This is a genomic window from Rhodobacter calidifons (assembly GCF_011174775.1).
Classification (GTDB): domain Bacteria; phylum Pseudomonadota; class Alphaproteobacteria; order Rhodobacterales; family Rhodobacteraceae; genus Tabrizicola; species Tabrizicola calidifons.
The window spans coordinates 1-14,534 of the sequence record NZ_JAANHS010000018.1 but is presented as its reverse complement, the minus strand read 5'-3'; the positions used below and the strand labels follow the sequence as shown (position 1 = coordinate 14,534).

Here is a 14,534-nt window from a genome sequence, read left to right as displayed (position 1 = left end):
CGGTCTAAGAAAGCCCAGAAATTGGGCGCGCATAATTTCCATGCGCATCGACCGATGACGGGAGAGCGTGGTGAGCAACGACAGGTCGGAACTTCGTTGGGGGGTCGAGCAAAGGCTCGAGTTCATCGAGTTCCGTCTGTTCTGGGAGGGGCATGTGAACCGCAGCGATGTGATGGAGCAGTTCGGGCTGTCGGTGAACCAGGCGTCATCCGACCTGAGCCGCTACATCGGCCTCGCCCCCAACAACATGGACTACGATCGCAGCCTGCGGACCTATGTGCGCCAGCCGGGCTTCAGGCCGGTCTTCGACAAGCTGGATGCCGGTCGATACCTGGCGCAACTGCGGTCGGTCGCCGACGGCATCCTCGATCAGGACGATTGCTGGATCGCAGGACTACCTGCCTATGATTCCGCACCCACCCCTGCGCGCGGCGTCGATCCAGCAACCCTTCGCTCCGTGGTCGACGCGATCCGCCGATCCGAGGCGATCGAGGTACAGTACCAATCCCTGTCCAACCCGGAGCCCCGGTGGCGCTGGATCGCGCCGCATGCCATCGCGTTCGACGGCTTCCGCTGGCACGCCCGTGCGTTCTGCTTCGGCGACGAGGTGTTCAAGGACTTCCTGCTGTCCCGGATCATCGACATCCGCGGCTCGCGAGCGTCCGATGTTCTGGCCTTCAACGATCAGGACTGGCACACCTTCGCAACGCTGGAAATCGGCCCCCACCCTGCTCTTTCCGACACGCAGGCTGAGGTGATCGCGCTCGACTACGGCATGATCAGTGGCAAGGCCGATATCAGGGTTCGACGCGCGTTGCTTTACTATGCGCTCCGGCGGCTTGGCCTCGATACCGATCCGGCCGCCAGGAAGCCGCAGGATCAGCAGATCGTGCTTTTGAACAGTGCCCTAGTCCTCGGCCGCCAGCGTCAAGCAGTAGAGCAGTAGGATTTCCATGAAAGCTTTTGAATTCGACCACAATCTCATCGACTCCTATGCGCGCTTCTCGCGGTCGTTCAGCACCATCCGGGCACCGGACATCGCCGCCGAGGTCAAGCGCCAATATGACGACGCCCGCTTCTGGCCCGGCGCCCTGCTTTCGCTGAACCCCAGGTTCCTGTCAGGCCCCACGGTGGATGACCTTGTCGCATCGGGGGATCTGGACGAGGCAACGGCCCGGATTTTCCGGATTGGCGCCACGCCCATCCGGTTTCACCGGCACCAGGCGCAGGCCATCGCCAAGGCGCGAGCGGGTCAAAGCTTCGTCGTGACGACGGGCACAGGCTCAGGGAAATCCCTGTGCTTCTTCGTCCCTGTCGTCGATGCCATCGTTCGTTCGCGCAAGGCCGGACAGCCGCGCAAGACGCGCGCGATCATCGTGTACCCGATGAACGCCTTGGCAAACAGCCAGATCAAGGAAATCGAGAAGTTCATTACCCAATCCGGGTTGCCGGACGAGCTGAAGCCGGTGGTGCGACGCTACACCGGTCAGGAAAGCCAGGAAGAACGCCAGCGGATCGCTGACAATCCGCCCGATATCTTGCTCACGAACTTCATGATGGCCGAACTGCTCCTGACACGGCAGGACGCCCTTGATACCAAAGTCATCGACAACGCCAGCGGGCTCGAGTTCATCGTGCTCGACGAACTGCATACCTATCGCGGGCGCCAGGGCGCCGATGTGGCGATCCTCGTGCGCCGGCTCCGGAACCGCTGCGCACCGACCAAAGCGCCGATCTGCATCGGCACCTCTGCAACGATGGCGAGCGAAGGATCGGAGGCTGGTCGCGCCAAAGCGGTGGCTGACGTCGCCTCGCGCCTGTTCGGTGCCTCGATCGGCCCTGATGCCGTCATCGACGAGTCCCTCCAACGCGCGACGGATGATCGCCTGAAGCTGGAAGATGTTCGGCCGCAGCTTGCGACAGCACTTGGAAGCGACCTGCCGGAAACCCTCACAGATGAGGCGCTGCGGCGCCATCCACTCGCTGTCTGGGCCGAGCTGGCGATAGGCCTTGATGACGGGCAGGAACTGAAGCGCAAGAAGCCTGTCCCCTTCGACGATGCTGTTGAACAACTTTCGCAGGACAGCGGTCTCGACAAGGAAACCTGCCGGGTTGGGTTCGAGCAATTCCTGACGCGCGTCAGCCTGCCAGAAACCGAGCGCGGCGGCGAAGGGTCAGCCGCCTTCCTTGCATTCAAGCTGCATCGCTTCATTTCAGGCGCCGGAGAAATCTTCACGACGCTGACCGATCGCCCTCGGCGGGTCATGTTCGAGGGTCAGTTGGAAGACCCCGATGCGCCAGGCCACCGCCTCTATCCGACGCGATTCTGCAGGGAATGCGGGCACGAAGTCCATGTCGTTACAAAGTCCGAGGATGCCGACGGGCTTCGCTTCCTGCCCAGAAACATTGATGACACACCAATCGCAGACCCAGACGGCGATATCGCCGGCTATCTGACGCCCGTTGGCGGGAATGACCCGGATTACGCCTTCACCGGCGAGGTGGAGACCTACCCCGAGGATTGGCGTGAAGAGCGCAATGGTGTCGAACGCCTGCGTGCCAACCGGAAGGGCCGACTGCCCGAGCAGGTCACCGTGCGACCCGATGGACGTTACAGCCCGGACGGCGTCAGTTTCTGGTTCATCCCGGGCAAGTTCGGGTTCTGTCCCTGCTGCCTCGATCAAACCCATCCCAGCATGCGGGAGCGCAGCAAACTTGCGGGCCTATCGGGTGAAGGCCGAAGCTCGGCAACCACGCACCTTGTATCGACCGCCCTTGAATGGATGAACGGCGATGGCAGCGGCGTTCCCGCCGAGAAGCGAAAGCTGCTCGGGTTCACGGACAACCGCCAGGACGCAGCCCTTCAGGCAGGTCACTTCAACGACTACCTGTTCGTGAGCTTGCTGCGCGGCGCCATCTTGCGTGCTGTGATCGATGCGGGCTCGGACGGTATCGCAGAGGATGAGTTCGGCCTGCGAGTGGTGAAAGCGCTCGGCTTCACGGCAGCGAACAAGGACGCGCGCATCCATTGGATGCTCGATCCCGAAGCCGGGGCCGTGGTGCGCGAGGATGCCCAGCGATCCCTTGCCAAGGTTCTTGCCCACCGGGTCTGGACGGATCTGCGGCGGGGCTGGCGCTATACCAATCCCAGCCTGTCGGTCCTGAAGCTGATCGACGTCGAATTCATCGGACTCGACGACATCGCGCAAGACCGGGAAGCCCTGATGGCGGTGCATCCAGCGCTCGGGGATCTGGGCGCGGAAGCCTGCAAGAAGCTGCTCAAGGAAATTCTTGGCGCGATGCTGGAAGGTTTGGCCGTCAGCACCGAGGCCCTTGATCTGACCGTTCTCGACACGGTCGGACAAAAATCGCGAAACCTGTTGCGAGCGCCTTGGGCCATCGATCAGAAGGAAACGCCCCGAAGCCGGTCCACCTTGTTCCTGCAGGCACCCGGAAAGGATCGGGTCGGGCTACGCGAAGAGCAGACCATCATCCGCGCAGGGCACAACTCCCGGATCGGCAGGTCGATCAACCGCAAGAGCGTGATCGGAACCAAACTGAACAAGGACGAATACCTGACCGTGATGACCGGCCTTCTGGAACTGATGGCACGCGAGGGTCTGGCCTCACTTGTCGAGATCGAGGCCGATCTACTCGGTTGGCGGTTGTCGCCCTCGGCTGTTCGTCTTGTTCCGGGACAGGCGGTCCGAACCGGGCGGGCGCAGGGTAACCGGTATTTTCACGGTCTCTACAACGCCATAGCGACCGACCTGAAAAGGGGACGCAGCACATATTGGGGTCTGGAAGGTCGTGAACACACCGCTCAGGTTTCGCAGAGACAGCGCGAGTGGCGGGAGTGGCGGTTCCGCTTCGAGGATGACGATCGCGAGAAGCTCAAGGAGAACGCAGCCGAAATCAAGGCGTCCGGGGAGTCCGATCAGTTCCTGCCTGCGCTCTTCTGCTCACCAACAATGGAACTCGGCGTCGACATCTCAGCGCTGAATGCCGTCTATCTGCGCAACGTACCGCCAACGCCTGCCAACTATGCACAACGGGCAGGCCGGGCCGGTCGATCCGGGCAGGCAGCGGTTATCGTCACCTACTGCGCGGCGCAGTCTCCGCACGACCAGTATTTCTTCGAGCGGCGCACCGAAATGGTGGCCGGAGTTGTCCGGCCGCCCGCGCTCGATATCACCAATGAGGAACTGGTTCGCTCGCACTTGCACGCCGTTTGGCTGGCAGAGGCCAAGCTGGCTCTTTCGCCGGATATCCCTGAAATCCTTGAGCTGAAGGAAGCGAAGTACCCGCTGAAACAAGAGGTGATCGAGGTCATCAACCGGCCAGGCCTCGCAACGGCAGCGCGCGCGCCGATGAAGCGGATTCTGGACCAGATACTTGCATCGACGGACGGCAATAAGCCTGCGTGGATCGGCGACGAGGACGATTTCATCCTCGAGGTCGCGATGCGCGCGCCGCAAGAGTTCGACCGTGCGTTTGATCGCTGGCGCGAGCTCTATAATTCGGCGCGGACCCAGCTGATGGAGGCGAACAGCCGCTCTGAGATCACGGGCCTCTCCGCTGCAGACCGGCGAAAGATCAAGGCCGCCCAAATGCAGGCAAGCGACCAGATCGCGATCCTCGAACAGGGAAAGGCCACCAATGGATCCGATTTCTATTCCTACAGATACCTTGCGACCGAAGGTTTCCTGCCGGGATACAACTTCCCGCGGTTGCCGCTGTACGCCTTCGTCCCCGGTGAGGGCAAAGCCGGTTCCTTCCTGCAACGCGCAAGGTTCCTTGCGATTTCCGAGTTCGGACCGCGCAGCCTGATCTACCATGAGGGCCGGGCTTACAGGGTGATGAAGGCCAAGCTGCCGCCCGAGGTCCGCACTGGGGATGGCTCGGAATTGGCCACCAAGGACATCTTTATCTGCTCCAACTGCGGCGCCTGCCACGAAGGTGAAGTCGAAAGATGTCACGCCTGCAACTCACCGATGGCGGGCGAAGTGCCGGTGCAGCGGACGCTTCGGATTGACAACGTCGAGGCTGCACCTGCGGACCGGATCACCGCGAATGACGAGGAACGCGTTCGACAGGGCTTCGATATCCAGACCGTGTTCTCCTGGCCCCGAAAGGATGGGCGGCTCCAGGTGACAGAGGCTGATTTCCGTTGCGGCGAGACATCCATCCTCGCCCTGCAGTATGCCAACAGTGCCGAGATCAGCCGCATCAACAAGGGCCTGAAACGGCGGAAGAACCAGACGGTCTTCGGTTTCAACATCGATCCGCGCAGTGGCTATTGGGCAAAGTCGGAAGACGAGGAACCGGACGTCGATGTGCCGCCCGATGTCGTGCGACCGGTCCGCATCGTGCCGATCGTGCGCGATCGCAAGAACGCGCTGCTGCTCCGCTTACTTGATCCGGATGCCTACGCCCCTGAAACGATCGCGACGGTGCAACATGCGCTTTTGCGCGGGATCGCTGTCACCTATCAGCTTGAAGAGGGCGAGATCCTCGGCGAGCCATTGCCCGCCCGGGACAACCGGCGTTCAATCCTTGCCTATGAAGCGACCGAGGGTGGTGCCGGCGTCCTGAACCGCCTCGTTGAAGACGCCCACGCCTTGGGCAAGGTCGCACGGGAGGCTCTTTCCCTTATGCATTTCGACAAGGTCGATGACGCCATCGCTGCGGGGGATGCGTCGCTCCTTGTGGATCGGGAAAGTGGCGCCTGTGTCCGGGGCTGCTATCGCTGCCTGCTGTCCTACTTCAACCAGCCAGATCACGAGCTGATCGACCGCGCCAGCGCCGAGGCAAAGCAGATGCTGATCGATCTGGCTCGGGGTGAGATCGTTCTGGCTACCGGTTCGTCACGCCATGCCGATGTCGACGGATGGGCCGCAGCCTTCAAGGATGCGGGCATCCCGGCCCCGGATGGCGCTTCCGTCAGCTTTGCCGACCAGGAGTTGCGGTTTGCCTGGCGCACCCATTTTGTTGCTGCCTGCACCAGCGCCCTGTCCGAAGCTTCGCGAGAGATCGCTGACGCCAAGGGCTGGACCCTTTTCGAATTGCCCGAGACTTGCGCGGACGGACTGCCCGACGCGTTGATTTCGATGTTCAAGGATTGATCTGATGACCGTGAATTTTGCTCCCGGAGACCTAGTGCGCGCCCGTGGGCGGGAGTGGGTGGCATTGCCGTCCCCGCGCGAGGGTATTCTGGCGCTACGCCCTCTTTCCGGCAGCGAGAATGACACGGTCATCCTCGACCCTTCGCTTGAAACCCAGCCGGTTGCCCCGGCACGTTTCGACTTGCCCGCCGATGCGGTGCCGACTGTCCAGGCGAAGGCAGCACTCCTCGCAGATGCGATGCGGCTCACCCTTCGTCGGGGAGCGGGCCCTTTCCGTTCGGCCGCGCAACTGGCTTTCGAGCCCAGAACCTATCAACTCGTGCCCTTGCTGATGGCGCTTCGCCTGCAGGTGCCCCGTCTTCTGATCGCTGATGATGTCGGAATCGGGAAGACGATCGAGGCGGGCCTCATCCTCCGTGAACTGATGGACCGCGGCGAGGTCGATGGTTTCTCGGTGCTTTGCCCACCGCACCTCGTCGAGCAGTGGGTCGGGGAACTGAAGCATCGCTTCGGGATCGACGCGGTCGCCGTGACATCAGGCAGTGCCGCGCGGCTTGAACGCGGCCTTCCGCTAGCCCAGACGCTGTTCGATGCTTACCCCTACACCGTGGTCAGCCTCGACTACATCAAGGCAGAAAAGCGCCGTGAAGGCTTCGCGCGTGCTTGCCCTGACTTCGTGATCGTGGACGAAGCCCATGCCTCTGTGGGCACGCACAAAGGCAAGCAGCAGCGATTCGAACTTCTCGCTGGGCTTGCCCGCGATCCGGAGCGCCGGATGATCTTTCTCACGGCAACGCCCCACTCTGGCGACGAAGATGCTTTCGGCCGCCTGCTTTCGCTGATCGACCCGTCCTTCGGCACAATGAACTTCGAGGACGCCCGCTACCGGGAACGTTTGGCGCGACATTTCGTGCAGCGCCAAAGGATCGATCTTATTTCCGGCGATTGGGACGAGAACCGCGCTTTCCCCAAGCATGAAACCACCGAGTCCCCTTACCGGTTGTCGCAGGCGCACCTCGATTTCCAGGACGCAGTGCTCGACTACTGCTTCGGAGTCGTCGCGCGCGCGGGCTCCGGGCTTCGGGAACGGCGTCTGGCCTTCTGGGGCACGCTCGCCCTGATGCGCTGTGTCGGTTCGTCGCCAGCCGCCGCCCTCAGTGCGCTCCGCAACCGGATATCCAACGAAAGCGACCGGCTTGAACCGCAGATCTACGACGAGGACTCCGATGACGAAGACGCGGTGGATATCGAGCCCGGGACCGGCTTTGACACGGATCCGGCCCTTCTGGCTTTGGTCTCCCAAGCGGAAGAGTTAATCCACAAGCCCGATCCGAAGCTTGCGGCCCTCATTGATGCTCTCACACCGCTAATCAAGAAGGGCGCAAATCCCGTCGTGTTCTGTCGCTTCTTGGCCACGGCCGAGCACGTTCGGGATGGCCTGCGGAAGGCATTTCCCAAGCTGGTCGTCGAGGCTGTGACAGGCGTTCTGACGCCCGACGAGCGCCGTGACCGCGTAGCCGAAATGGCCTCAGACGACGAGAAGGAAGTCCAACGCATCCTGGTGGCCACCGACTGCTTGTCCGAGGGGATCAACCTTCAGCAGTTGTTCGATACCGTCATTCACTACGACCTTTCCTGGAACCCCACCCGGCATCAGCAGCGCGAGGGGCGGGTTGATCGCTTCGGCCAGCCAGCCGCGCTTGTCCGCTCGATCATGATGTTCTCACCGGACAGCGCCATCGACGGGGCCGTCCTGGATGTCGTGTTGCGCAAGGCGGAAGAAATCCGCAAGGCGACTGGGATCACCGTTCCTTTGCCGGATGAGCGTGGGCCGGTCACGGACGCCCTGATGGCTGCCGTCATGTTGCGGCAGGGAAAATCCCAGCAGCTGGCCTTCGACTTGCGCCTTGAAGACGGCACCCGGGCGATGGAGGCGCGGTGGCGTGATGCCTCCGAGAACGAAAAGAAATCCCGCGCGCGTTTCGCCCAGAATGCGATGAAGCCACAGGAGGTTGCCCCGGAATGGGAGAAAGTCCGCACCCTTCTGGGATCTCCAGAGGATGCCAAGCAATTCATCGAACGGGCAATGTCGCGTTTCGGTGTGCCGCTGGAGCCGCGCAAGACGCTTCTGATCGCCCATGTCCATGCGTTGGAGGCGGGCCTTAAAGAACGTCTGGCCCAACGCAACCTGACCGGCTCGGTCCGACTTGCCATGACTGAACCGGCACCGTCGGGAACCGAGCTGCTCACCAGGACGCATCCCCTGACCGCAACCCTTGCAGAGGCGCTTGTAGAGGCTTCGCTCGATCCGGAGGCGCTGTCCGGTCTCGGGATCGGCCGGGTTGGTGCTTGGCCCACCTCCGCTGTCCAGCAGATGACCCGGCTGGCGCTCCTTCGGATCCGGTTCAAGCTGACCGTCCATGCACGGAAGGAGCGCCTGCTCCTGGCCGAGGAGGCCGCCCTTGTCGCGATACAGGGTGGCCGGATCGTCGCTGCAGGCGAAGCGGCCCGCGAACTTCTGAACACGCCTGCGGATGCTGACCTCGCGCCATCAGCCCGCGACCGCTTCATCGCTAAAGCCAAGGAAGATTTGCCCGCCCTGCTCGACGGCCCGCTGGCCGAATTCGTCAGAACCCGTGCCGAAGAACTCATGCAGGATCATGCCCGCCTGCGCGCCGCCGCCGGATCGGCATCCCGCGTCACGGTTGAGGCTGTTCTGCCGCCGGATGTGATCGGTCTTTTCGTCCTGATGCCGAGCGAGGTCTGATCATGGCGCGCAAATCCGTCGTTGACATGTCCGCCTGGCCGTCTCTCAGCCTCGAGGGCAATCTGATCGCACCTGCCATGGTCGCCAGCGTGGACCGCCGCGAGGCGTCCGAGCAGACCGAGGCCGACTATCGCATTCGCAAGGGCCTGACGATCCGCGAGGAAATCTCGACCGCCTTCCGCGTCGGCCAGTCGCATTTCGATACTTTCGCCAGGATTGCAAACCCCTCGGCCGATGCAACGCGGCGCTTCGTAAAGGCCTTCCTGCAGGAAACTTTCGGCTTTGACGACCTCGTCCCGGCGGATGGTGCTCTGTCCTTCATCGCGGGCGGCAGGGTGCCGATCGTGGTCGTTCCGCCCTCTGACGAGAAACTCGACCGGCGCAGCGCGACCCTCTCGACCGACCGCACGCGCTCGCCCGCCTTCGCCCTTCAGGACCACCTGAACGAACATGACGATACCCTGTGGGGCCTTGTCACCAACGGCACCCTGATCCGCCTGATGCGGGACAACGCCTCGCTGACCCGCCCGGCCTATATCGAGGCCGACCTTTCACAGATCTTTACCAACGAGGATGCGGCGTCCTTCGCCGTCCTCTGGCTGCTGATCCACCGCAGCCGCTTTGGCGTCGCGGGCAGCCCGGCCACCGATTGCGCGCTGGAGCGCTGGCGCGATGCCGGGTCCAAGGAAGGCGAGGTCGCCCGCGACCGCCTGGCTGTCCAGGTCCAGCTCGCGCTCAAGGTCCTCGGCTCCGGCTTCCTCGAGGCAAACCCCGACCTGCGCGACAAGCTGACATCGGGCGAAATCAACCTGACCGAATGGTTCAACGAACTCCTGCGCCTCGTCTACCGGCTCATCTTCCTGATGGTGGCCGAGGATCGCAACCTTCTGCACCCCGAACAGGCCAAGCCCGACGCCCGAAAGCTTTACGCCGAGGGCTACAGCCTCGCTGCCCTGCGCGCCCAATGCACCCGCGCCGCCTCGTGGGACAAGCATCACGACCGCTACGAGGGCATCAAGATCGTCTTCCGTGCGCTGGCCCTTGGCGAAGAGCGGCTCGCCCTTCCGGCGCTGGGCGGCCTGTTCGCGCGCGCCATGCTGCCCCACCTCGAAACCGCCCGCCTGCGCAACCGCGCCTTCATGGAGGCGCTCTACCGCCTGTCCTGGCTTGACCAGAAAACCGGCATGGTCCCCGTCAACTGGCGCGCGATGGAGACCGAGGAGCTGGGCTCCGTCTACGAATCCCTCCTCGAACTGCAGCCGCAGCTGGGCGACGACGGCAAGACGCTGGTCTTCGCCTCCGAGGCCGCCGAGCAGAAGGGCAACCAGCGCAAGACCACCGGCTCCTACTACACGCCCGACAGCCTGGTTCAGGCGCTGCTCGACACGGCGCTCGACCCCGTGCTCGACAGGACCGAGGCCGAGGCGGTCGATCCCGCCAAGGCCCTGCTGAAACTGTCGGTCATCGACCCCGCCTGCGGCTCGGGCCACTTCCTGCTGGCCGCTGCGCGCCGCATCGCAACGCGGCTCGCGCGGATCCGCGCCGATGGCACGCCCTCGCTCGCCGATTTCCGCCATGCCCTGCGCGATGTCGCGCGGTCCTGCCTGCACGGGGTGGACCGCAACCCGATGGCGGTGGAACTGACCAAGGTCGCGCTCTGGATCGAGACGGTGGACCCCGGCCTTCCCCTCGGCTTCTTCGACGCGCAGATCCGCTGCGGCGATGCGCTCTTGGGCGTGTTCGACCTGAAGGTGCTGCAAGACGGCATCCCCGATGCCGCCTACAAGCCGCTGACCGGCGACGACAAGGCCGTGGCGAAACACTATGCCGACAAGAACAAGCGCGAGCGCAGGGAACGCGGAAAGGTCGAATCCGGCTTCGGCTTCAACCGCGCGCGCGACCTGATGCGCGACTTCGCCGCCCTGCGCGCCATGCCCGAGGAAACCCTGGCGCAGATCGAGGCCAAGGCCGCCCGCCTGCGCGCCCTGACGGCGCAGGGGGCCGCGGCATGGCAACTTGAAACCGCCTGCGACCTCTGCACCGCGGCCTTCCTGTTGCCCAGGCTCAGGGGCGGCCCGCACGCCGGCCCCGATGGCCTGCCCCGGCGCGGGGCCGAGATGGTGCCGACCTCGGGCACGCTCTGGGAATGGCTGCGCGGCGTGCCGCCCTATGGCCCCCTGTTCGGCGCCGCCATCGACGCCGCCCGGGCCGCCCGCGCCTTCCACTGGCCGCTCGAGTTCCCCGACGTGATGGCCCGCGGCGGCTTCGACGTGGTGATCGGCAACCCGCCGTGGGAGGTGATGCAGCTTGGCGAAGAGGAATACTTTGCCACCTGGAAACCCGAGATCGCCGCCCTCGCTGGGGCCGCACGCAAGCGCGCCATCGCCGCGCTGGAAACCGGTGATCCGACCACCTTCCAAGCCTTCGTCCGAGACAAGCGCCAGTTCGAGGCCACCAACGAATTCGCCCGGGAATCGGGGCGGTTCGACCTGACGGCGCGGGGCAAGGTGAACACCTATGCCCTGTTCGCCGAGCTTTTCGCCGATCTCGCCCGCCAGAGGGCCGGGGTCATCGTGCCCACCGGCATCGCCACCGATGCCACCACCGCGCCCTTTTTCGCCCATCTGGTCGAGACGCGGCGGCTGGCGCGGCTGGTGGATTTCGAGAACCGCGCGGGCCTGTTCCCGGCAGTGGACAGCCGCATGAAATTCGCCCTGCTCACCCTCGGCCGCGACGAGCCCGAGGCGCATTTCGCCTTCTTCCTGACCGATCCCGCGCAACGGACCGAACCCGAGCGCAGCTTCACCCTTTCGCCCGATCAGATCGCCGCGATCAACCCCAACACTCGCACCGCGCCGGTCTTCCGCAGCCGCGCCGATGCCGCGCTGACCGCGAAGATCTACGGCAACGCCCCGGTGCTGATCGACGAGGGGCGGGGCGCGGCGGGCAACCCCTGGGGCGTCGCGTTCCGGCAGGGTCTGTTCAACATGACCTCGGACAGCGCCCTGTTCCGCACCGCCGCTCAGCTGGCCGCCGAGGGCTTTGCCCGCGACGGCACCGACTGGACGCGCGGCCCCGACCGCCTGGTGCCGCTTTACGAGGCGAAGATGATCCACCAGTTCGATCACCGGTTTTCGGGTTATGGCGCGCGCGGCGATGATCGAGGGTATCGTGTCCTTCCTGAGACAACGCCTGAAGAACACGCAGATCCAGGTTTCGATGTCGAACCATTTTACTGGGTTACAAAATCTGATCTTGAAGATAGGTTGTCCGAGCGGACAAAGGCGGGATGGCTTCTTGGGTGGAAAGACGTAACGGCAGCAACGAACGAGCGGACCGCGATCTTTTCCGTCATCCCCCGCGTGGCAGTCGGCCATACCCTTCCGCTTATGTTCTCTACCGCCACTACCGCACTGCTCGTCGGACTGTACGCGAACTTGAACGCATTGGTGACGGACTATACAGCTCGAAATGGTGTCGCAGGTCTGCACCTGACATATGGCTACCTCAAGCAGTTCCCGATTTTTGCGCCGAGCTTCTACACCGAACTCCGCCTCGCCTTTATCACCCCGAAGGTGCTGGAACTCACCTACACCTCGCACACCCTCGCCCCCTTTGCCCGCGATCTGGGTCATGACGGCCCGCCCTTCGCCTGGGACGAGGACCGACGCGCCCACCTCCGCGCCGATCTCGACGCCTTCTACGCCCGCGCCTACGGCCTGACCCGCGACGAGCTGCGCTATATCCTCGATCCCGCCGACGTGAAGGGCCCCGACTACCCCTCGGAAACCTTCCGCGTCCTCAAGGAAAAGGAAATCCGCCACCACGGCGAATACCGCACCCGCCGCCTCGTCCTCGCCGCCTGGGACCGGATGGAAGCGAGTGGCGAGTTCAAGGCCATGGGGATGGGATGATCCAGTCGCCCCAGAGCTTTGTCGTCAGCGAGGAATGCCGGAAGGCCGCCTGGCAGAACGGCTATCGCCGCGCCCTGGGCGAGGCGGAAGGCTGGGCGCGCTATGGGTCGACAACCGCGAAGGGCACCGTGTGGTTCGCGGCGGCGGGGCATGACGGGCCCTGGTTTCTGGCCCTCGATCACCTTGGTATCGTCGAGGAATTGAACCTGCCCAAGGCCGACGTGCCGGGCCCGGGCCTCGTGCGCTATGCCTTCCCGAACCTGACCGCGCTCTATGCCGTGATGCCCCGGGTCTACCAGTTGGGCGTGACGCTGCCCGACGGCCCGCTGGAGGAATTCCGTGCCGCCGTGGCCAACCTGCCCAAGAGCACCGAGGCCGAGCGGCTGGTCATCCAGCGCATTGGCCAGGATATCTTCCGCGATCGGTTGATGACCTATTGGCAAGGTCGCTGCCCCCTGACCGGGATCACCGATCCAGCCCTGCTGCGTGCCAGCCACATCATCCCTTGGAAGGATTGCGCCACCGACTCCGAACGGCTGGACGTGCACAACGGTCTGTTGCTCTCGGCGTTGTGGGACGCCGCCTTCGACCGAGGGCTGGTGACCTTCGATGAAGAGGGACTGCCTCAATTCTCACCCAAGCTGAGCGAAACGGCGCGCGCAGAGCTGCGCTGGCAATCGCCCATCCCGCTCACCGACAAACACCGCGCCCGCCTTGTCTGGCATCGGACGGAAGCCTTTGAGGACATCGAACCGTGAAACCTCGCGCGATCCGCTGACAGGTGCACAATTGTGCCCATCGCCGTACGAGACAGGTGCCGCCTTGCCGTGCCACTGTTCCGGCGCAACGAATCCCTGCCGTTCCTTGAAACCGTGAACCTGTGAACCGGGCCGTGCGATGCGCGGCGGTTAAGGCGTTCGGCGCTTCCCGTATTGATGTCGCCCGGCCCGGGCTTCACTCGAGTTGATTCTCCATGAAGCCGGATCAGAAGTCCGTCTCCAGATAAACCCCGGCGCAGTCGTAGGCGACAGCGGCCGCTGTTGCGCCGGTGTTGAGGAAGAGCCGGGGCGACAGGAATTGGGTTGCGGCGGGAAGGTCGGCGGTGATCTCCTGCTCGAAGATCGCGCTGGATACCTCGTCGACCACCCGCACCCAGACGGAACTGCTGTTCGGCGGCGCGGCGATGAACAGGGTCAGCACGCCGCCCGTCGCGATGGCAAAGCTCGCCCCCATGTCGGTCAGGGTCGGTGCGCCGGTCCCATCGTTTGCGACCAGTTGCCAACGGGTGTGGGTGCCGCGCTGGAAGCCGATGCCGATGCAGTTGATGGCTGCCGCCAGCGTGAGGGTGGTGGCCAGCGCCGCCGTCGATCCGTAGAGGCCGAAGAAGCCCATGCCGGTGGCCTGCAGCGTTGTCAGCGAAACTCGCGTCACGAAGGTCCACCCGCCCAAGCCTGCCGCATTACCGCGCCAGCAGGCCCAGCCTGCGGAGCGCTGGTCGGCCACCGAGTCCGCGACTGCCGCCGAGGTCAGCCGCCAGCGGCGCATCGATGCCGCGAGGTTGGTCGAAGCAAGGGTGGGATGCGAGACTGTGCCGACCGAAGTGATGGGCAGACCTTCGGTGGTGATTGTCGTCGTGACCGAGGGCGACCAGGTCGCGATGCGGTTCACTCCGAAATGCGGCTGCAGGGGGAAGTCCCGACCCGAGGGGCGCATCACGTCGATCCATGG

At 64.1% G+C, this 14,534-nt stretch carries 5 protein-coding genes and 1 pseudogene; 5 read left to right on the top strand and 1 reads right to left on the bottom strand.

Going from position 1 to position 14,534, the window contains the following annotated elements; all coding sequences use genetic code 11:
* The first annotated feature begins 70 nt into the window (after positions 1-70).
* The 5 genes from G8O29_RS16025 to G8O29_RS16005 are packed head-to-tail and all read left to right on the top strand — an operon-like array spanning position 71 to position 13,564.
* Positions 71-946 (top strand): BrxR family helix-turn-helix transcriptional regulator, encoded by an 876-nt coding sequence (locus G8O29_RS16025; RefSeq protein ID WP_166404239.1) that lies wholly within the window; start codon positions 71-73, stop codon positions 944-946.
* A gap of 7 nt (positions 947-953) precedes the next feature.
* On the top strand, positions 954-6,125 hold the full coding sequence (locus G8O29_RS16020; protein ID WP_166404238.1) for a DEAD/DEAH box helicase: 5,172 nt from the start codon (positions 954-956) through the stop codon (positions 6,123-6,125).
* A 4-nt stretch (positions 6,126-6,129) separates the two neighbouring features.
* Positions 6,130-8,892, top strand: coding sequence for a DEAD/DEAH box helicase (locus tag G8O29_RS16015; protein ID WP_166404237.1), 2,763 nt, complete (start codon positions 6,130-6,132; stop codon positions 8,890-8,892).
* A gap of 2 nt (positions 8,893-8,894) precedes the next feature.
* Positions 8,895-12,806 (top strand): Eco57I restriction-modification methylase domain-containing protein, encoded by a 3,912-nt coding sequence (locus G8O29_RS16010; RefSeq protein WP_166404236.1) that lies wholly within the window; start codon positions 8,895-8,897, stop codon positions 12,804-12,806.
* Entirely contained in the window at positions 12,803-13,564 is a 762-nt protein-coding gene (locus tag G8O29_RS16005; RefSeq protein WP_166404235.1) for an HNH endonuclease, read from the top strand. The genes G8O29_RS16010 and G8O29_RS16005 overlap by 4 nt, the downstream gene beginning before the upstream one ends.
* Before the next feature lie 226 nt (positions 13,565-13,790).
* On the opposite strand, the pseudogene G8O29_RS16000 reads toward G8O29_RS16005, so the two are convergent.
* A pseudogene (locus tag G8O29_RS16000) lies at positions 13,791-14,534 on the bottom strand (DUF2793 domain-containing protein); the annotation flags it as partial.